The organism is Sphingobacterium sp. UBA7855 (assembly GCA_002500745.1).
In the GTDB taxonomy this organism is placed as follows: domain Bacteria; phylum Bacteroidota; class Bacteroidia; order Sphingobacteriales; family Sphingobacteriaceae; genus Sphingobacterium.
This window is the reverse complement of sequence record DLST01000011.1, coordinates 69,285-89,811: the sequence shown is the minus strand read 5'-3', so window position 1 is coordinate 89,811 and position 20,527 is coordinate 69,285. Positions and strand designations below refer to the sequence as shown.

Sequence of the window (20,527 nt, the reverse complement as noted above, 5' to 3'; positions counted from 1 at the left end):
TCAAGCGCAACACTGCGAATAAAAAAGCTCCAATCTGCTGATTGGAGCTTTTTTATTATCCGAAAAATTGAATTAAATCTGCTACGTTATGCGGCTGTAGCGCACGAAGGTGTTTCATGACTTATGGCAGACCTAAAAATAGCGAATATTATTAGTGTACAGGGGTAAGGCAAGCACAATATTTGTTAAATTTGCCAAATGAAACAAAAGAAGAAAGTGCAAGAAGCCGAACCTTTACGCCCCGTAGATAAGTATTTTGCGGAGCTGGATGCTAATTTTCAGGATCCGACTAACCGTCTGATTCAGGCCATCTTTTTACCGTTATTATTTTTTGGAATCATGGGTGCGATCTGGATGATTCCATTTCCGCAATTTGAATTCCTGGTAAAACTCAATTGGCATACTTTTTTAAACTGGGGCTCTTTCTTTATTGCTATTGTCATTTATTATTATTTAAAGCTGTCGGCAACCTTATCTTATGCGATATTATTCACAATTGGGGGTATGAGCTATTTTATCGTACAATTGGAGCATGTACAGCGAGATGGTGGACCAGCGGTCATTTGGGTGTGTCTTGGCATTGCACTAATTTCTATTATTGCTCTATTTCTCGGAAAGGGGAAGGAGAAAGGGAATATTACCGGGCAGCAGTTTCTCCAATTTTTATTGGTTGGACCGATATGGCTGTGGCATTTTGTATTTAAAAAATTGAAATTAAGATACTAGTTGAACGATCCTGAGGTGCTGATCGTGCGCAATAGGATCGAAGCTAATGCGTGAAACTATCAAAAAAGCCAAATTGCTTGCAATTTGGCTTTTTTGAGCTTTGGCAATACCTGTGTCGCATTTATCGCGATGTAGCTGCTGCTGTCCGCAGCTAACTTTTGTAATTAAACCATTTGATAATTTCCTTTAGATTAGCCTTCTTACCATAAATCAGGATGCCTACGCGATAGATCCGTGCAGCAACCCAAGTCACCAACAGGAATGTTGCTATGAGCAGTGCCAATGAAGTGAGGATCTGCCATAAAGGGACGCCGAAAGGTATGCGTACCAGCATGGCGATAGGTGAGGTGAACGGAATAAAGCTCAACCAGGTTGCAATTGGACCATTGGGATCATTGATAATAACGCCGAAAGAAAGGATGTACGTTAATAACAACGGCATGGTAATGGGCATAGAGAATTGATTGGCCTCGGTTTCATTATCGACAGCAGAACCAGCAGCTGCGAAAATCGCACTGTACAATAGATAACCGGCGATAAAAAATAGAAAGAAAAAAATGATGACTTCGGTAAAGTTAAAGCTTTGTATCGAACTAAGGATGGCCGCTGATCCATTTTGCGCCATTGCTTTTGAAACAGTGCTCATGTTACCTCCTCCAGGCTGGCTCGCCGCTACCTCCTGCATGTCCTGAGGATTGACAAATAAGATCGTTGCGGTAATAAATAGGCCACTCGTAAGCAACAGCCACATGACAAATTGTGTCAGGCCGACCATACCGATTCCGACAATTTTGCCCATCATAAGCTGAAAGGGTTTGACAGAGGAAATAATAACTTCGATGATGCGATTGCTTTTCTCTTCGATGATGCCTCGCATGACCTGGGCTCCATATAGAAATAATGATAGATAGACTAAGATAGCCAAAGCAACGCCCAGACCCATCGCGATGGCGGTATTGCTGTTCTTTTCTTCACCGTCGGCTGTTATTTCTTTGGCATCAATGGCCACTTTAGGTTTAATCGATTGGATGATGTTTAGGTCGATACCCCTGGCTTTATATTCCTTTTCACGGATGATTTCTTCCAGTTGCTCAGTAATGATCTCCTGTGTGACAAAACTGGTCTTTCCGCTCGTAATAAGCTCCGCTTTTTGGCTGGATAAAATGTCTTTGGGAATATAAAGAATCGACTGTTTTGCTTCACTTTTGGCAAGCTGCGCTTTTTGTGCTTGGAGACTGAGTGTGCTAACTGTATAACTTACATTTTTATTATTTTGGAGTTTGCTTGCAAAGTCGCCTTGTTCATCTAAGACAAAGACTTCGCTGTGCGAATCTTTAAAGCTCTTTTTGGTGAGATAAAACATGCCTGCATATAGGGCGAAGAAAAATAGTGGCACGGCAAAGGTCATGACAATAAAGGATTTTTTCTTGACTCTAGACAGGTACTCTCTTTGGATAATTAATAGTATTTTATGCATGATTGTTGACTATTGGTGAGGCTTGGGTAACTTTTTGAATAAAAATATCGGCCATGGAGGGGACGATTTCGATGAGTTGATTGAGCTGTATACGGGGTATTAAATGCATTAACACTTCATTGATATGAATATTGTTATTTAACTGAATTGTAGTTGTATATGTTTTGTCGATAATTTTTGTGTCAATGACTTCAAACTGGGGGTTATGGGACAGAAGAAAATTATCTTCGGCTGTTGTATATTCTAGTTTATAGGTGTGATTACGGTATTCTTTTTTAATGGTTTGCACAGCACCATCCAATATTTTTTTTGATCGGTTGATCAGGGCTATATTATCACAGAGTTCTTCTACGGTTTCCATTCGGTGCGTGGAGAAGATGATGGTTGCACCTTCTTGATTCAAACGGAGTATCTGTTCTTTTATGATATTGGCATTGACCGGGTCGAATCCCGAAAAGGGTTCATCCAGGATGATCAATTGTGGTTGATGGATGACTGTAGCAACAAATTGTACTTTCTGCTGCATTCCCTTGCTGAGGTCTTCTATTTTTTTGTCCCACCAGGAGGTGATGTCCAAACGTTCGCACCAATTTTGAATGCGCAGCAGTGCTTCTTTTTTTGAAAGTCCTTTCAGTTGTGCCAAATACAGCATTTGATCGCCAATTTTCATTTTTTTGTATAACCCGCGCTCTTCTGGTAAATAACCGATTTGTGCAATATGCTTAGGGCCCAAAATCTCGCCATTAAACAATATTTCACCCGAATCGGGGGCTGTAATTTGGTTTATAATACGGATTAGTGACGTTTTTCCGGCACCGTTCGGCCCCAGTAGTCCAAAAATTTTTCCCTTGGGAATTTGAATGGAAACATCGTCCAATGCGCGGTGATTGGCGTAATCTTTGGTGACATGATTGATTTCGAGTAACATGTATTGAAGGTTTAATTTTAATTCTTACGTTAAGTTTGATAAAGCTTGCTATCGCTTAATGACTGATTGCTATTGATAGGTTAGTATCATTTTCCGCTGAATTGTTACAGCACTTTAGAAAAATTTGTTTTGAGCGTTTTTTTAATCTTACACGTATACCGGCTTCTTGTATTGGCACGATGGTAAATATTGCGCTTGCGATGTGACTGCTTTGGCAGTGGCGTAGTCATTTAGACAGTTGCTTGAGTGGAAAGTTAGAAATAATTGCGCACATTTTGTTCCTCATCTTACAAAATGGGAAATAAAGCTTTTTTATGGGATAGAAGCTGTACAAATCTTGTCAAAGGGATTGATTTAACGTACCTTTGCTCCATGGAAGTGAAAAAAGCCGAATTCGTGTGTAGTAACACGAGAGTTGACAAGTTACCAGCACCAACTTTGCCGGAGTATGCTTTTATCGGACGTTCGAATGTCGGTAAATCATCATTGATTAATGCGATGACCAACAAAAAAGGACTTGCCAAAACCTCTCAAAAGCCAGGTAAGACCCAGTTGATCAATCATTTTATCATCGACGACACGTGGTATCTGGTGGATTTGCCAGGATATGGTTTTGCCAAAGCCTCAAAGACGAGTCGTAATGAATGGGAAAAGTTCATCCGCAGATACTTAACTCATCGGGATAATTTGCAATGCGTTTTCGTGTTGGTGGATAGCCGGCATGAACCACAAAAGATCGACCTGGATTTCTGCTATTGGCTTGGAGAATGCGGGTTGCCTTTTATGTTGGTTTTCACCAAGGCCGACAAGCAATCGGCAGTGAAATCCGATGCTAATGTTGCGAAGTTTAAAAAATCATTGCTACAATGGTTTGAGGAGGTCCCACAGATTTTCCTGACCTCAGCGGAAAAGAAAATAGGACATGAGCCTATTTTGGACGCTATTGCTGAAGTTAATAGCCGATTTGTTCCTCCTGAGCTGGATGGAAACGGACAGTTCCAGCCTAGATTTTAAGTTCGGATGAAAAAATATTTGTCTTTAGTTTTATTCGCCCACAGTGTATTTGCATTGCCATTTGCCTTTATCGGCTTTTTTTTGGCATTGCATACAACGGAATATGCCTTTTCGTGGAAATTATTAGTACTGATGCTTGTATGCATGGTAACGGCTCGTAATGCCGCTATGGCGTTCAATCGCTATCTGGATAGAGATATTGATGCGATAAATCCAAGGACGGCCATGCGTGATATTCCTTCAGGAAAGATTTCAGCGAATAATGCGCTGGTCTTTACACTTGTAAATTGCCTCATTTTTATAGGGGCGACGTATTTTATTAATTCTCTCTGTTTTATGCTGTCGCCAGTAGCGCTTTTTGTGGTACTTTTCTATTCTTACACGAAGCGTATAACACCGTTATGTCACCTTGTGTTGGGGGCTGGGCTGGGATTGGCGCCAATAGGCGCCTATATGGTGATTACCGGGCAGTTTGCAACAGTGCCAGTGCTTTATGGCTTTGCCGTGCTGACCTGGGTAAGTGGATTTGATATTATATATGCACTGCAGGATGAAATGTTTGATCGGGAAAACCAGCTCAATTCTATACCGGTTTGGTTAGGGACGAAAGGTGCCATGCGCGTTTCGGAATGCCTACATGTGTTTTCTTTTATTTTTATTTTAATACCCGCATTTCTGATGCCCGTGGGCTGGATTTATTATTTAGGGGTGGTCTTTTACGGTGCCTTGCTGATTTACCAGCATACCCTGTTTTCATCGACTAATTTAAGTCGGGTTAATCGGGACTTTATGACAACCAACGGTTATGCCTCCGTGATTTTTGCGGTTTTCTATCTCTTGGATATCTGGCTGATCAAATAAACGTTTTAGCAAAAATAATAAAGGCTTTAGGAATTCCTAAAGCCTTTATTATTTTTGCGTCTAAACCAACACACATGATATGAAGAAAAGTATTCTTTTTGCCGCGATTTTAGGTATTTCATTAACATCACGGGCACAAAAGCGGCCGACTTATGTGATTCAATATAACCAAAGTTTCAATGGAAATGCAGCTGCCCATCAGAATGCCATTCTGGTTTATGCAAACGAGAAAGAGACGTTCGTCAGTTCAGAGAAAGAAATGCAGGGACTGTTGCAAGCACCCTACGAACGGGTTGTCGTTGAGCGTTCCGGAGGTAATGCCTTACTTAAAATTGCTAAACTCAAAGACGGGTCAATCATTTTAACCAAAGATTCACTCGCGCTTTCGAAGCAAAAATTTAACACGACAGACGTGACTAAAACGATCTTGGGCTATCCGTGCAAAAAAGTTGAGACCAGCATCAATTCCAATAAAATAGAAGTTTGGTACACGGATAAATTAGGGGTAAAGGGTGCGCCGACGGAACTTGGTCAGAACCTTGGTTTGGTACTTGAGGTAATCCGTAATGGGAATACACGGACTTTTGCCACCAAAGTGGAAAAAGTAAAGACGATACCGGATCAACTGCGGCTAAAAGGAAATGAAAAATTGTACGATGAACTCGCTTATAAAGATCTGATCTGGAAGAATCGTTTTGTCCAAATACCTGTTTTTCGGAAGGAACGCATACGTTTTTCAGATGATGTAAAGTCGGATTCTATTTTGCGTTTTGCCAATGGAACTGTGTTGGTGAAAAAGGTGAGAATCCCAAAAATAAAGACCAGTGACAATGTATTTGTGCAGTTGGTGGAACAATCAAAAGGTGATGCCTATGATCGCACCGGTTCAGTTTTTATCATCCCGACCAATAAAGCGCAGAGCTTTTTGGATGGGATGAAAAATGGCGTGGGCACCCTGCCGAAGTATGAGAATGGAAATGGTAAAGCTTATCAAGGTGTTGTGAAAACAGCTTCGTTTGAACCCATTGTGGAATTGATGCGTTTCTTTACACCCTTTGGTGTTAAGCAATTTAACTATCTTCAGTTAAAGGATAAGGTTTGGCAGGACTCGGTCCTGTACCGTCAAGATGTATCTGAATTAGCAGGTATGCTGAGCGGACAGGAGGTTTATGTGGGGGCCTTTATTGGTAACTATGATAAAGAGGGACATGAAGTGAGCGTTGAGTTGACGATACATCCTGGCTTCGATGCTGCGTCACAGGGCAATCTGAAAAAGACGATGTCTTTATTTACGACGACCAATGTCATGGAAATGGGAGGTCAGGAGTATGGATCTATGTTCGATGAGGAGAAGGGCTTGAGAGTATCCTTTCATTTGGACCAAGATGCTAAAAATGTGCAATTACGCTATATTACCACTGGTCATGGGGGCTGGGGTAACGGTGATGAATTTGTGCCTAAGGAAAACCGTATTTTCCTCAACGATTCGCTGCTTTTTAAATATACACCTTGGCGCAACGATTGCGGGTCTTATCGATTGTTTAATCCAGCTTCAGGCAATTTTGCTTCCGGCTTGTCTTCCTCTGATCTGAGCCGTTCCAATTGGTGTCCGGGTACCTTAACGCCACCCATTTACATCGACTTGGGCGATTTAAAAGCGGGCGACCACACGATGCAGGTACAGATTCCACAAGGAGCTCCTGAAGGAACGAGTTTTAGTAGCTGGAATGTAACGGGTACTTTGTTATTCGATTAATGATTTTTTCATCGCTGTCATGTGCCATCGTATGGGGATACATGACAGCGATATTCCCTCATTTTTATTACAAGGATTAAAGAGGATAAGCGGTCTCGCTTTTAGTTTCCGATAATACAAAGTAGGTCTGTACGGTGTTCACTTGAGGTAATACCGCCAGACGATGTCGCAAAAAAATATGGTAGGCATCCATATCTTTGGTGGCGATACGCAACATAAAGTCGTAAGAACCCGCCATTTGGTAGCATTCCATCACCTCGGGAAATTTAGCTACTTCTTTTTCGAATTCATTCAACACTTCAAATGTATGTGCTTTAAGAAAGACCTGAGAAAATGAAATCAGCCCAATACCAATCTTATGACGGTCTAAAATAGCGACCGTTTTCTTAATATAGCCTAAACGCTTGAGTTTTCGAACGCGTTCGTGAACGGCTGCGATAGATTTATTGAGTTCAAAAGATAGCGCTTTGTTGCTCAGTGATGCATCCTGTTGTAGAAGACGTAATAATTTTACATCGATTTCATCTAATTCCATAATCTGAATATTTTCGGTACTGCTGTAAAAATACACTATTGTTCTGTATTATTTACTGTTCTCAATGTAGTTTTACTTAATTTTTATCGAAATTAAAGTTATATATTGAATATTATCTTGTCAATAGTCAATTTTGCAACACAATAATCATTTATTAAAAATGGCTGAACAAGAATTATTAAGCGCGTGTTTGTCGCCTACGTTGGACAGGAGATTCAAACATCTGTGGAGATTGGTAGGTAATACGCCTATGTTGGAATTGCAGTATACTTATGGCGGTAAACCAGGGCGAATTTTCGTAAAATGTGAAAACTACAATCTAACGGGCAGCATAAAGGATAGGATGGCGCTGTATATTTTGTATAAAGCGTATATGAATTGTCAAATCCGCCCCAGTGATGTGGTGATTGAAGCGACAAGTGGGAACACCGGGATTGCGTTTTCAGCAATCGGTAAGGCGCTTGGTCATCAAGTAAAGATTATTATGCCAAACTGGCTGAGTAAGGAGCGTACTGATATTATCCGCAGTATGGGTGCCGATATTCAGCTGATAAGCAAAGAAGAAGGAGGCTTTTTAGGTAGTATCCGTTTAAGTGAGGAGCTTGCTTCAAAAGGTGGAGTTTTTCTGCCAAGACAATTCGAAAATCAATATAATGCTGAGGCACATGAGAAAACCACAGGTTACGAGATTGTGAAGCAGCTGGAAGAGCAAGGCTTGGTGGCGGATGCTTTCGTTGCTGGTGTAGGAACGGGTGGTACGGTTATGGGGGTAGGCCGTAGCTTAAGAAAGGTCAATCCAAATGTCCGCGTTCATCCATTGGAGCCCGCAGAAAGTCCGACATTAACCACAGGGCATAAGGTTGGATCGCACCGTATCCAGGGAATTTCGGATGAGTTTATCCCAGCGATTGTGGATCTAAATGAACTTGATGCTGTTGTTTGTGCCAACGATGGCGATGCCATTATCATGGCGCAGAAGTTATCGCGCCAATTGGGACTGGCTGTTGGAATCTCCTCAGGTGCAAATGTGATCGGAGCGATTAAATTACAGCGTGAGCTGGGCGATGAAGCAGTTGTCGTGACCCTGCTATGTGATGACAATAAAAAATACCTCAGTACTGATTTAGTGAAAGAGGAACCTGTAAAAGATGGATACCTTTCTACGGATATAGATTTTTCAGGTTTTCAACCAATCTGCAGATTGCCAAATCCAGTATTTGGTGCTTAAAAAAAGATTTAGTTTCATATGTTTATAGTTAACTCGGGGAGTCTCTAGCTCCTCGGGTTTCATTGCTGAAAAACCAATTTAATACCTAAGAATAATACAACATGAAAGTCAATTTCAAACTATTTATCCTCTTGTTGTTCCTGATTGTGCCGCTTGGTATGTTTGCACAGTCTGACACAACAAATTCGATGGAAGGAATCGAATTTACGGACGGCAGCATAAGTCCCGACTCATTATCTTTTGAAGAATCCCCGGATACTGCTTCAGTCCAGGCAGATGCAAATAAGCCGACCACAATGGAGGGTGCAGCAGCGGCCAAGCCCGCTGCCGAAGGCAAAAAGTCGTTGTGGAGTATTTTCATAGCGGGACTAGTAGGCGGTTTTGCGGCGTTATTGATGCCGTGTATTTTTCCTATGCTGCCTTTGACAGTGAGTTATTTTACCAAACAGTCGGGAAGTCGTGCAAATGGGATCAGTAAAGCCCTATTATACGGTTTGTTTATTATAGTGATCTATGTGGCTTTGGGGATGCTCATCACGATCTCATTTGGCTCAGATGCCCTCAATGCGCTTTCGACCGACGGTATCTTCAATTTCATCTTCTTTGTACTATTGGTAGGGTTTGCGGCTTCTTTTTTTGGCGCATTTGAAATTACATTACCAAGTTCGTTTGTCAATAAAATGGATGCAAAATCAGACAAAGGTGGTTTAGTGGGCTTATTCTTTATGGCTTTCAGCTTGTCTCTGGTCTCATTTTCCTGTACAGGACCGATTATAGGCACCCTGCTGGTGGAGGCCGCCTCGAAGGGCGAAAGGCTAGGACCAGCGATTGGTATGCTGGGATTCTCTATTGCCTTGGCGATTCCGTTTGGTTTGTTCGCCATGTTTCCTTCTATGCTTAAATCCTTACCGAAATCGGGTGGTTGGTTGAACAGTGTAAAAGTGGTGCTGGGGTTTTTGGAACTCGCTTTAGCGTTAAAATTTTTATCCAATGTCGATTTAGCTTACCACTGGAATTGGTTGGATAGAGAGGTGTTTCTGTCGCTCTGGATTGCTATCTTTGCGCTGATGGGCTTATATTTAATTGGTAAGATCAAATTCTCCCACGACAGTGATCTGAAATTCCTATCGGTTCCGCGGACTATTTTGGCTATTGTTGTATTTTCTTTTGTGGTGTATATGGTGCCAGGTTTGTGGGGTGCGCCTTTAAAATCGATTTCTGCTTTTTTACCACCATCGGCGACACAAGACTTTGATTTGTCTTCTGGTGTAAGCACGACGGCTGCGCATTCGGACGGGAAAATTAAAAAATACGCTGAAATCTTTCATGAGAGGGGGACCCCGAAGGGCTTTGATCCGTATTATGATTATGAACAGGCATTAGCGACGGCTAAAGAATTAAATAAGCCGGTATTAATTGATTTTACGGGTTGGAACTGTGTCAATTGTCGTAAAATGGAAGCGAATGTTTGGACGGACAAAGCGGTGGGCAAATTGTTGAAGGAAGAGTTTGTTATGGCCGAACTTTTCGTTGACGATAAAACAGCATTGGCTACAAACGAACAATTTGTTTCGAAATACAGTGGTAAAAAAATTAATACCATCGGTAAGAAGAACAGCGATTTTCAAGCAGCTACATTCGATAGCAATTCGCAACCGCTGTATGTAATTGTTGATCCAACGGGCAAAAAGCTGGTGCCTCAAAGTGGAGCCAACTATGATGTAGAGGAGTATAAAGCTTTCCTTCAAGGTGGCTTAGATGCCTTTAAACAAAAAAACTAACCCTCGTCATATTCTAATTTTGTCCTCCTTGTTGTCACAGGCAAGGGGGATTTTTTATTGTTAGTGTTGATTAAAAAGTGGCTGGTTAGGGGCTATTTCGGAATGTGAACAGTAGAATAGGTATGCGGTATTGGAATACGTTACCGAGCGGGTACCAATCTTCACCCCGTCGTTTATAGAGAAATGGGGCGGTTCTGCTAGGTTTAGGTGATGTAATCTTTGGTCAAAAAAAGAAGCCTTGTCCATGCAAATGGATAAGGCTTCTTTGTGTACGATAGATTATGTAAACTATTAGAAGTCAAATCTGACACGAGCACGGATTCCCCAAGCAGGTGCATCGACATGATCAAGATAATTAAGCCGTTTTACGTAGTCTACGCGCAATATTTTGAAAATGTTGGAAAGACCGATACTGGCTTCCATATAAGGTTGTGATCCGAAGGTGTAAGAGCTTTGTACACCATCCGAATTGTGCTGCCAGGTAAATACTTTTGAACCATAATTAGGGTCGTCAGGATTGTTTTCTTTGCGCAATCCGCCATATACCCCCTTGAAACTGAATACCTCGCGTAATTTAAGTCTTTTGATCAACGGAATCTTATTCAAAAGAAAACCATTCATGTAGTACTGTACATTTAATGATGCGTTATGGTCACTGACAAACTCAAGGAAGTTCATCAGGTTATAAGAATTCAATTGATAGGCATAAGTCTGGTTGGCGCGGTGAATTGTTAAGAAAGGGAATGGAATTTCTTTTCCTGCGATATAATTCCCCTCAGCTGTGACGTCTGCAAATCCAAATTGACTAAAATAGAAGCGCTTGAATGCGCTTACATTGAAGTTGTGGTAATTATACTCACCTTTAGCCAGGCCTTTAATTCCCGCGGTATAGTTGAATGTAAAGATCGGGTATTGATTGAAAATAGGTGTTCTATAAATCTTTCCTTGATAAAACTCTTCGTGAGGGGCATATCTGAAATTAACGGACAATTCTGTTGAATTCAATTCGTTAAATAATCTGCTCTCGTTATTGGCATCAATCATTTGGTAGGTTAAGCTTCCGGCTGGCGTTTGTCTGTTAATATTGAAAGCCGCTCCAACTGCCACGTGATTTAAAAATTCTTTTTTGTACTCTAAACCATAATTTGTCTCATAGATATATCGATCATTATCCCCGCGTTTGAAAGAGAGCAAAAAGTTGTCTTCTTGAATAAACTCGAGCTTTTGCCCAGGGATTTTGGTGTCTTTTTTATAAGATGCCCTGATGTAGTGCATAGGAAAAGAGTAGACAGATTTGTTATTGAACGCATAGGTTCCACTGAAAAAATATTTCCATTTCTGGTCTTTAAACCCATAAGCAGCATAAGTTTCCGCATAGAAACGCTTGCTTAGCGATTCTGTGGTACGGCCACCGATACGCAAACGGAAACCTTCTACGGGATTGAAACTATAGAACGTATTCACAGGGCCGATTTCAACCGGGCCCGCCTGTTTGTAACCGGAAAGTACCAGCGCGGCGATGTCCATGAATGTACGGAATGAAGGAATCTTTTGTAAGGTATCAATGTTATGATAGATATTCAATTCGTTTTGCGCCAGGGCAAGTGGGCGCTGTGTTTCAAATAAAGTCTTTGTTGCTTTCTTGTTTTCAACATTATAGGCGATTACCGTTGACGGACCATCATAGATACTGTCAGGTTGTTGTATGCCTACTTTATAATTGTTGTAATCCACTGTCCGGCTGCCGCGGATTCCCATACCCTTCTCCGTTAACGAAAAATCGATACCCAGTGTACTCGTTTTTAAGTAGAAGCGGCTTTTGCTATCTTTCTCAAATTTAAGTTGTATCTGAAGATCACGCACGAAATTTAAGTTGATATCATCAGCAACCGTCATGTTGGCGCCCTGAACAGCATAATTGCCATCCAATGTCACATAGAGTTGGCCTTTGAACAACATATCTGCTTTGTTGCGTGGAAAAAAGCTTAATTCGACTACCCAGGGTTGTACAGTCTTTATGGTATCCGTAATGAAAAACTTATAAAAAGTGGGGGCTGAATTGGCAATTGGACTCAAAAACTGATTAGTAACCAGGGAGATGTTGTTATCATAAATATCGACTTGTTCATAAAGTTTATTGAAGTAAGCTGACAAACCATCGTTATCAATAAATTTAGGATCAAATTGTGCGCGCTGATCCCCTAGAATATACTGTTTAGTTTTGCTTGGATCTTTACGATAATAGACCTTTGAGATCTTTTCCTCGATGAAAGCTGGCAAGACATATTTGTTGGCCGTTTTAGCCGAATCGTCTGTTTCAAAGAGAAATTGATAGTTTTTGAAGATCTTTTTATTGACAAATTTTTCCGAAAGATTACTTAATCCTAAGGACATTTTTTCATACTGGTCATATTGCGCATATTGCTGCCCTGCAAGTCTATTTTTTTCCTTATTCTCAATGACTTTTCGGATCAGTGCAACGGCAGGATTATCTTTGTTGCTATATTTTTTCTTTTTGGCCTTGACAACAACTTCTTCCAGCATATTGTCCTGCTGATCCATTAAAATCTCTTTTGTTTGCGTTGCATCATTCGTTACAAAAGCGTCTTTGCTATCGTACCCAATATAGCTTGCTCTAATTTTTACATAAGATATTGGAAAGACAAGTTTAAATTCACCATTGGCGTTGGTCGATGTCGTGGTTCCGGCAGAAGCTGGAGCACCTACTACAGCGACGGTCGCGTAAGGTATAGGACTCTTGGTCTTTGCATCTTTAACGATACCGGTAACAGTTTTATTTTGGGCAAGGGCCAAAGATACCGTTAGCACGAGTGTTATCGAAAAAAAGAGTTTAGTTATGAAGGTCTTTGCGTCTATGTTAGCTCTCATTATATTGCTATAATCTTGAAAATTCAAAATTGTTTTCTTGTTCCAACTTTATTTTTGACTTTATAGGTATTAAAATCAAAAAATCAGTGAACAAAGGAAATAAAAAATTAAGAATAATTAAAATTTTATTGTAATATAATAGCAGTAACTAGTTGCGTGCTTTTTTGGTGTAAAATATTGTTTACTAATCGTTTATATCGAATTATTGATTTAAGGCACTAATTTTAATACTGGATTTTGACTTGGCGATGATTTTCTGCCGTCTTATTTATTGACTTTTGTAACGATATAGTCAGTACTGTTAAAAATCTGGGTCAATTTCGAAGGTCATTTCTTGCTTTGAACTGGGGTGAATAAAAGTAATAGAAGCGGCGTGCAAATGTAGTCTATTGGCTTTTCTGCCATACAGATCGTCTCCGACGATAGGCGTGTTTAATCCCTTTGGGTGCACAGCATGCATGCGAAGTTGGTGGGTTCGGCCTGTCAGCGGATAGAATCTAACTCTTGTCTTATTATTTTCGACGGCCATTTTTTCCCATTTTGTCTGTGCCGGTTTGCCGTAGGTATAGCAGACCATTTGTCGGGGCCTATCTGCTAAGTCAACGCGCAGTGGTAGATCGATTAAGCCCGAATTCGCTTCAATAGTGCCATCGAGCAGAGCGATATATGTTTTCTTGATGGTGTGCTGTATAAATTGATCTTGAATGAATTTATGGGAAGCTTTGTTTTTGGCAACTATCAGCAAGCCGGATGTGGACATATCCAAGCGGTGGATAATAATCGGACCTGCTTCAGGATAGCGTTGGAGAACGCGATTGTAGACTGAATCCTTTACATATATGCCAGGTACAGACAGAAATTCAGCTGGTTTATTGATAATGATGATATCTTCATCTTCGTAAATTTGAGGAAGTTCTATCGCCAAGGTAGTTTCCTGCTGCATGGGATTAGGGTCTACGACCATGCCTTCGAGCATATATCCTAAAATTGGTTCACATTTTTTGCGGCAGGCAGGGTAGTAGTTTTTGTGTCTGCGTATTTCGGAGGCAGGGGAACAGCCCCACCAAAATTCGGCTAATGCGACCGGTGTCATCTTGTTTTCATAGGCATATTGCAAAAGCTTAGGTGCGGCACATTCCCCTGACCCAGCTGGGGGCGTTGTGTTGTCAAATTCTTGGAACACATCCACGACATTTTTGCGTTGCCCTTTTGCATTAAGAAAATTGTATTGTTCAAAAAGTTGTTTTTGGAGGTTGCCCGAGCGTATTTTTCGCTCTTCTTTAAGGGAGGCAATTGTCGATAGCAGTTCTTGCAGGTGATCGCTCTCTTGTTTCATGGCGATATGCATTTCATACTGAAAGCGTTGAAGCTGTTGTTTGTCTTTTAAACTCTGGCGCTGCATATCTTCCATGAGTAATGCATAATCTGCATCCGATAAACTAGGTTTTAATAGGGTGCGTGTTTCTTTTCGGTTCTTCTTTTGCACTCTTAATTTCGATTTAAGCGCATTAAGTGACTTCCCCCATTCACTTTTTAACAGGTCAAGGTTACGCTTGGCATCTTCCAGCTCGGCACTTGTTTCGAGGTTTTCAATTTTTCGGTTCAGTGCATTGAGATGTACTTCTTCGTTTAGAAAAAAGCTGTTATCTTCTAGCATATCGAAAATTGGTGGTACAAAATGCTGGTTTTTATTGCTTCCAGCCAACTTGCCGGAAACAGCGGCGAGATATCCAAGTTGTTCATCTTGGGCTTTAACAACCAAAACGCCAAACATTTTTCCAATGGGTAGTCCTTCTCCAGTGCTATCCAATCCAAAATTGTGCGTCCATTCGTTCTGCTTTTCAATGTAATGTTGAAGTTCCTGTGCCGCCATCTCGGCAAGAGGGTGTGGCTCATAACAAAACGGAAAGGTAAATCGTGCCGGAAGTTCTATTGTTGAAATATCCTGTTTGAATGTGTGAAAATAAGTATTTTTTTCCATTTGGTCTGGGGCTTTTCCTCAAAATAAATATTTCGGCAAAAATACAACATTATGTCTTAAATAAACGCTTGATCGTTTTTTTATGTCGATAGGAGGCGCGATGATTTGTTCGAATCTGGCTTCTGTATTTTTTGTTTTTATCGCATTTTTCGGTAAATTTAATCAAGCAATTAAAACATATAGTTAACAAAAGAATATACAGAATGAAAACTTCAATTGGAATTAAAGATGCCGACTTGAAAAAAGTCGCCAAGTTGCTAAATGTACTTTTAGCAGATGAACATGTTGTCTATATGAAGACACGTAATGCGCATTGGAATGTGGAGGGTGCGGATTTTCATGCTGCTCACCTATTTTTGGAATCGCAATACGATGAGCTTGCGGAAGTAATCGATGAGGTTGCAGAGCGTGTGCGTACACTGGGGCATTATGCCGTTGGAACCTTTGACAAATATTTAAAGTTGACCCGTTTAACGGAGTCTACTTCCGAAAAGACAGATAGCCTTTCTTATTACAAGGAATTGTTAGCTGATCATGAAGCGATTGCGATGTCGATTCGTGCCGATCTTGCGGCAGTTGAACAGACCGCAGACAATGGTACGGAGGATTTTTTGGTTGGTTTACTGGAAAAGCATGAAAAAATGGCTTGGATGCTGCGTGCACATGTTGTAAAATAGGTTGTAGTCACTTAACTACAATTCGTATAAAAAATCCTGCTTACAAGAAATTAGCGGGATTTTTCTTGTGTTTTGTTGTCGACATAGGATTAATTTTCTATCTTAAAGAGGAATTAAGCCTTCAGAAAATTTTTAACATATTACAACTATGCTTGAAGACGACAACCTAAATCAAACCACACTAAATGAGGAGGAAAATGATGGTACTTTGGAGAGTATGCATCATGTAAATAATCCAGTATTGGATCTACCTAAAATTGAGAAAAAATACCTAGAGGCTATAGTTGACCATAGTCAGAATGATAAATCTTATTATTTCTCTGACAGCAAAGCGAAGGTAGAAATTAAGATTGTAACCGACGAGATCGTGCGGGTAAGGCTCGCACCCGAGGGAACATTTTTGGAAGATTTTTCTTATGCATTAGCCAAGAAAGACCACCGTGTAAGCGTACATCAATGTAAGGAAGAGATAGATCATTATCTAGTACACACGAATACCATTTCCTGTAAGATCAATAAAAATGACTTTTTAATTTCTTTTTCAGATCGTTCCGAGAAACTGTTTAATGCCGATTTGGCACCAATGCATTGGGAGGAAAATCCAGATTTTGGCGGGTATTATGTGTATAGTACTAAAGTAGCCTTTGCAAATGAAGCTTTTTATGGTCTGGGTGATAAGGCCACCAAATTGAATCTGCGGGGCAAAAGACTTAAAAACTGGAATTCAGATACTTATGCTTTTGCTTACAATCAGGACCCACTTTATAAAACTATTCCGTTTTATATTGGTTTAAAAGATGGGGAAGCTTACGGAATATTTTTTGACAATACGTTTAAAACATATTTTGATTTCGCTGCCGAAGACCCGGGGAAAACGAGCTTTTGGTCGGAAGGTGGGGAGCTTCAGTACTATTATATCCATGGTCCGCATATTATCGATGTTATCCGTCGTTATCATACATTGACTGGCACACATTATCTGCCACCATTATGGGCAATCGGTTATCATCAGTGTCGCTGGAGTTATTACCCGGAAGCCAATGTACGTAAGGTTGCTAAGGAATTTAGAAAGCGGCAGATTCCGTGTGATGCCATTTATCTTGATATCGACTATATGGAAGGGTATCGCTGTTTTACATGGAATAAGCAGTATTTTCCAAATCCAAAAAGTATGATTAGTGATTTGGCAAATGATGGCTTTAAAACCGTAGTGATGATCGATCCAGGAATTAAGGTGGATGAGAACTATTGGGTTTTCAGAGAAGGAAAGGAGAACCGGTATTTCTGTCGCCGAGGAGATGATTATTTTATGGAAGGATTTGTTTGGCCGGGACGCTGTCAATTTCCTGATTTTACCAATCCGGAAGTTCGGCAATGGTGGGGTACTTTGTATCAGGGGCTCGTGGAAGATGGTGTCGCGGGCTTCTGGAACGATATGAATGAGCCGGCTGTTTTTGGTCGGGGGACATTCCCAGATGATGTACGCCATCAATACGACGGACATCGGGGGTCGCATCGTAAAGCACATAATATTTATGGTATGCAGATGGTGCGCGCAACGTATGATGGTTTAAAGAAGTTGTATAAAAATAAGCGCCCATTTACCATTACCCGGGCAGCTTATGCCGGAACGCAACGCTATTCCTCGGTTTGGACAGGTGATAACCTGGCTAGTTGGGAACACCTCAAATTAGGGACGCTACAGTTGCAGCGATTGTCAACTTCTGGAATGTCCTTTTGTGGGACGGATATTGGTGGATTTACAGGCGAACCAGACGGAGAATTGTTTACGCGATGGATGCAATTTGGTGTTTTCTCACCGTTTATGCGTGTACATTCCGCCGGCGATACGCGGAATCGCGAACCGTGGAGTTTTGGGGAGGAATGGGAGCAGATTAACCGGAAGTTTATCGAGCTTCGTTACCAGCTGTTGCCGTATATCTATACCTGTTTTTGGGAGCAAACCAAATATGGTTATCCGATACTGCGTCCAATTTCTATGGTTGAACAACATATACCAACGAACTGGGAGCGTGAAGAAGAATTCTGTTTTGGAGATAAGATATTGGTCTCCCCGGTCTTGCAACCGGGACAAAAGAGCAAAATTGTTTATCTGCCGGAAGGTTGCTGGTATTATTATTTCAACAACGAAATTTATGCAGGGGGTAAAGAACATACAGTCGCTACGCCGATCGACGAAATGCCGATCTTCATTCGTGGGGGATCTGTGATTCCGGAATATCCAGTGATGCAATATACTGGTGAAAAGAAAATTGAAGAACTACAGCTGAATGTTTACTACGCCGAAGGTGTAACGCGTTCGTATGTGTATTCGGATCACGGTGACACGTTTGCCTATGAGCAGGATATTTATCTCGAAAAATGCTTCACAGTATCTGGGCTCAACGATTCTTTATCGATCAAGCAAAGTAGAGATGGTTTGTTTACCGAGCGGTACGAAGAATATAAATTACAATTAATTGGCTTGCCATTCCGTATTAAGAAAGTTAAGATGGATGGAATAGAAACAAAAGTACAACAAGATGAAAAGGGGCGATATTGGATTAATGTCGCACGTGAATTTGATAATATATTGATAGAAGGTTAAACATGGCCAATGAAGTAATTCCGCATAGTCTATTTTCTGAATTTGATATCGCCTTATTCCAGTCGGGTAAGCACTTTAAATTATACGAAAAGTTCGGTTCACATGAACTGGAAGTGAACGGTGAAAAGGGCGTTTATTTTGCAGTTTGGGCTCCAAATGCAAAGTCTGTTGCTGTCTCTGGCGACTTTAATTCTTGGAATAAAGAGCGTGATGCGCTTTATGTGCGCTGGGATGGCAGCGGAATCTGGGAGGGATTTATTCCTGGCCTAGCAAATGGTGCGGCATATAAGTACGTTATTCAGACCTATTCGGGCGAACAGCTCGAAAAAGGCGATCCATTTGCATTTAGATGGGAAGTTGCACCCAGAACTGCCTCGCTGGTACATTCGACTTGGTACGAGTGGCAAGACAAGCAATGGATGCAGGAGCGCGTGATAAAAAATAGATTGGATCAACCATGGTCGGTGTACGAAGTGCATTTAGGTTCATGGGTTCGCGATCCGGAAAGTCCTGAGACTTTGCTAAATTACAGGGAAATAGCTGTGCAGCTTGTTTCTTATGTCAAGGAGATGAATTTTACACACGTGGAATTTATGCCATTGATGGAACATCCCTATTATCCTTCCTGGGGATATCAGATCACAGGATATTTCGCTGCAAGCTCGCGTTATGGCTCGGCGCAAGACTTGATGTATTTGATTGAAGAGCTTCATGCAGCAGGTATAGGGGTGTTGTTGGATTGGGTACCTTCTCATTTTCCGGGCGATGCTCACGGTCTTTATCGGTTTGATGGCAGTAGTTTATATGAACACGAAGATCCACGGAAAGGCTTTCATCCTGACTGGAAATCCTATATTTTCAATTATGGCCGCAATGAGGTAAGGTCTTTTTTGATCAGTAACGCATTTTACTGGCTGGATCGTTTTCATATTGATGGTCTTCGGGTAGATGCCGTTGCGTCTATGTTGTATCTGGATTATAGCCGAAATGCGGGAGAATGGATTCCCAATGAATATGGTGGCAATGAAAATTTAGAAGCTGTACAGTTTTTAAAAGAGCTAAATGAGGCGGTTTATAGTCATTTTCCACATGTGCAGACAATCGCCGAAGAATCTACTTCTTGGCCAGGGGTGAGCAAGCCTACTTACGCGGATGGCCTAGGTTTTGGTATGAAATGGATGATGGGTTGGATGCACGATACGTTGGATTATTTTAAAGAAGATCCGATTAATCGTCAATACCATCATGACCGCCTGACTTTCGCAACTAACTATGCTTTTCACGAAAATTTTATGCTTCCGTTATCGCATGATGAGGTGGTGTATGGTAAGCATTCGCTGATTTATAAAATGCCCGGCGATGAATGGCAGAAATTTGCCAATCTCCGCACATTATATCTCTTCATGTATACTTTTTCAGGAACAAAGTTATTGTTTATGGGTGGCGAATTTGGACAGACGGCAGAGTGGAACGTTAATAAATCGCTCGATTGGCATCTTTTGGAGTACGCTCCGCATCAGGGCATGAAACAATTTGTTTCGGCGCTGAACTCTTTCTATCAAACTCAACCAAGTCTTTATCAAAAAGCTTTTGAAGCATCAGGCTTCGATTGGATAGATGCAGGCGACCGTGAAAATTCAGCTGTGGTCTATTGGCGCAAGGGATTTGATGCATGGGATGATACCGTCGTTGTTTTGAACCTTACGCCCGTTGTTCGCGAACATTTTCGCATCGGTCTACCTTATGCTGGGGAATGGGAAGTGGTTTTCAACTCTGACGACTTGACCTATTTCGGTTCAGGAATTCATCAGCAAAATATTCATACCGAACACCTGCACTGGATGAATCACATACAATCTGCTCAAGTTCATTTGCCTCCATTAGGTGGTTATGTTTTTCGAAGGAAGAAAGAACTAAAGCGGGTAAACTCAGCGTAGTAAAGGGATGCTAGCGCTGTTGAGTACAGCGCGCAAAGATAATTGTGTAAAGGAATAAGTGTAGATTTAGATGAGAACTTGGGATCGATTTTCAGGTTCATTATAATGCGTTGTTACAGCTAATAGGAA

The 20,527-nt window shown here is 41.1% G+C and carries 14 protein-coding genes; 9 read left to right on the top strand and 5 right to left on the bottom strand.

The features are described 5' to 3' along the window. The first annotated feature begins 198 nt into the window (after positions 1-198). The gene (locus tag B2107_RS09160; RefSeq protein WP_293955227.1) at positions 199-726 is read left to right on the top strand and encodes a hypothetical protein; all 528 of its coding nucleotides are present in this window, start codon (positions 199-201) and stop codon (positions 724-726) included. Between the two features lie 151 nt (positions 727-877). On the opposite strand, the gene B2107_RS09155 is transcribed toward B2107_RS09160, so the two are convergent. Together B2107_RS09155 and B2107_RS09150 are read right to left on the bottom strand one after the other, a co-directional pair. Beyond that, positions 878-2,203: an ABC transporter permease gene (locus B2107_RS09155; RefSeq protein ID WP_293955224.1), complete on the bottom strand. Its 1,326-nt coding sequence runs from the start codon at positions 2,201-2,203 to the stop codon at positions 878-880. Next, entirely contained in the window at positions 2,196-3,131 is a 936-nt protein-coding gene (locus B2107_RS09150) for an ABC transporter ATP-binding protein (protein ID WP_293955222.1), read from the bottom strand. The genes B2107_RS09155 and B2107_RS09150 overlap by 8 nt, the downstream gene beginning before the upstream one ends. 372 nt (positions 3,132-3,503) lie before the next feature. On the opposite strand from B2107_RS09150, the gene yihA reads away from it, so the two are divergent. The 3 genes from yihA (at position 3,504) to B2107_RS09135 (ending at position 6,762) form a co-directional block, all read left to right on the top strand. Next, positions 3,504-4,145 carry a ribosome biogenesis GTP-binding protein YihA/YsxC gene (gene yihA / locus B2107_RS09145; RefSeq protein ID WP_293955221.1) on the top strand — a complete coding sequence of 214 codons (642 nt, stop codon included), beginning with the start codon at positions 3,504-3,506 and terminating at the stop codon, positions 4,143-4,145. Between the two features lie 6 nt (positions 4,146-4,151). Next, a complete protein-coding gene (locus B2107_RS09140; protein ID WP_293955219.1) occupies positions 4,152-5,006 on the top strand; it encodes a UbiA-like polyprenyltransferase in 855 nt (284 codons plus the stop codon). Positions 5,007-5,085: 79 nt separating this feature from the next. Next, positions 5,086-6,762, top strand: a complete 1,677-nt coding sequence (locus B2107_RS09135) for a PNGase F N-terminal domain-containing protein (RefSeq protein ID WP_293955217.1) — start codon at positions 5,086-5,088, stop codon at positions 6,760-6,762. Between the two features lie 76 nt (positions 6,763-6,838). Here B2107_RS09135 and B2107_RS09130 read toward each other — a convergent pair whose 3' ends face one another. After that, entirely contained in the window at positions 6,839-7,297 is a 459-nt protein-coding gene (locus B2107_RS09130) for an Lrp/AsnC family transcriptional regulator (protein ID WP_370877880.1), read from the bottom strand. 160 nt (positions 7,298-7,457) lie between these two features. Here B2107_RS09130 and B2107_RS09125 point away from each other — a divergent pair, with 160 nt between their 5' ends. Further along, positions 7,458-8,525 (top strand): PLP-dependent cysteine synthase family protein, encoded by a 1,068-nt coding sequence (locus B2107_RS09125; RefSeq protein WP_293955215.1) that lies wholly within the window; start codon positions 7,458-7,460, stop codon positions 8,523-8,525. A 101-nt stretch (positions 8,526-8,626) separates the two neighbouring features. Beyond that, positions 8,627-10,306, top strand: coding sequence for a protein-disulfide reductase DsbD family protein (locus B2107_RS09120; protein WP_293955213.1), 1,680 nt, complete (start codon positions 8,627-8,629; stop codon positions 10,304-10,306). Positions 10,307-10,597: 291 nt separating this feature from the next. Here the strand turns inward: B2107_RS09120 and B2107_RS09115 are convergent, their stop codons facing one another. Both B2107_RS09115 and B2107_RS09110 read right to left on the bottom strand, forming a co-directional pair. Next, positions 10,598-13,195 (bottom strand): DUF5686 family protein, encoded by a 2,598-nt coding sequence (locus B2107_RS09115; protein WP_293955211.1) that lies wholly within the window; start codon positions 13,193-13,195, stop codon positions 10,598-10,600. A 301-nt stretch (positions 13,196-13,496) separates the two neighbouring features. After that, the gene (locus tag B2107_RS09110; protein WP_293955209.1) at positions 13,497-15,176 is read right to left on the bottom strand and encodes a pseudouridine synthase; all 1,680 of its coding nucleotides are present in this window, start codon (positions 15,174-15,176) and stop codon (positions 13,497-13,499) included. A gap of 203 nt (positions 15,177-15,379) precedes the next feature. On the opposite strand from B2107_RS09110, the gene B2107_RS09105 reads away from it, so the two are divergent. From B2107_RS09105 to glgB, 3 genes are all read left to right on the top strand, one after another. Beyond that, positions 15,380-15,853 carry a Dps family protein gene (locus tag B2107_RS09105; protein ID WP_293955207.1) on the top strand — a complete coding sequence of 158 codons (474 nt, stop codon included), beginning with the start codon at positions 15,380-15,382 and terminating at the stop codon, positions 15,851-15,853. A 148-nt stretch (positions 15,854-16,001) separates the two neighbouring features. Next, on the top strand, positions 16,002-18,461 hold the full coding sequence (locus tag B2107_RS09100) for a glycoside hydrolase family 31 protein (protein WP_293955205.1): 2,460 nt from the start codon (positions 16,002-16,004) through the stop codon (positions 18,459-18,461). 2 nt (positions 18,462-18,463) lie between these two features. Continuing rightward, entirely contained in the window at positions 18,464-20,398 is a 1,935-nt protein-coding gene (gene glgB, locus B2107_RS09095) for a 1,4-alpha-glucan branching protein GlgB (protein ID WP_293955203.1), read from the top strand. The last annotated feature ends 129 nt before the right edge of the window (positions 20,399-20,527 follow it).

Bases quoted from the DNA above. Each gene is read 5' to 3' on its own strand.
- B2107_RS09160 (WP_293955227.1), top strand. From the start codon at position 199: ATGAAACAAAAGAAGAAAGTGCAAGAAGCCGAACCTTTACGCCCCGTA.
- B2107_RS09155 (WP_293955224.1), bottom strand. From the start codon at position 2,203: ATGCATAAAATACTATTAATTATCCAAAGAGAGTACCTGTCTAGAGTC.
- B2107_RS09150 (WP_293955222.1), bottom strand. From the start codon at position 3,131: ATGTTACTCGAAATCAATCATGTCACCAAAGATTACGCCAATCACCGC.
- yihA (WP_293955221.1), top strand. From the start codon at position 3,504: ATGGAAGTGAAAAAAGCCGAATTCGTGTGTAGTAACACGAGAGTTGAC.
- B2107_RS09140 (WP_293955219.1), top strand. From the start codon at position 4,152: ATGAAAAAATATTTGTCTTTAGTTTTATTCGCCCACAGTGTATTTGCA.
- B2107_RS09135 (WP_293955217.1), top strand. From the start codon at position 5,086: ATGAAGAAAAGTATTCTTTTTGCCGCGATTTTAGGTATTTCATTAACA.
- B2107_RS09130 (WP_370877880.1), bottom strand. From the start codon at position 7,297: ATGGAATTAGATGAAATCGATGTAAAATTATTACGTCTTCTACAACAG.
- B2107_RS09125 (WP_293955215.1), top strand. From the start codon at position 7,458: ATGGCTGAACAAGAATTATTAAGCGCGTGTTTGTCGCCTACGTTGGAC.
- B2107_RS09120 (WP_293955213.1), top strand. From the start codon at position 8,627: ATGAAAGTCAATTTCAAACTATTTATCCTCTTGTTGTTCCTGATTGTG.
- B2107_RS09115 (WP_293955211.1), bottom strand. From the start codon at position 13,195: ATGAGAGCTAACATAGACGCAAAGACCTTCATAACTAAACTCTTTTTT.
- B2107_RS09110 (WP_293955209.1), bottom strand. From the start codon at position 15,176: ATGGAAAAAAATACTTATTTTCACACATTCAAACAGGATATTTCAACA.
- B2107_RS09105 (WP_293955207.1), top strand. From the start codon at position 15,380: ATGAAAACTTCAATTGGAATTAAAGATGCCGACTTGAAAAAAGTCGCC.
- B2107_RS09100 (WP_293955205.1), top strand. From the start codon at position 16,002: ATGCTTGAAGACGACAACCTAAATCAAACCACACTAAATGAGGAGGAA.
- glgB (WP_293955203.1), top strand. From the start codon at position 18,464: ATGGCCAATGAAGTAATTCCGCATAGTCTATTTTCTGAATTTGATATC.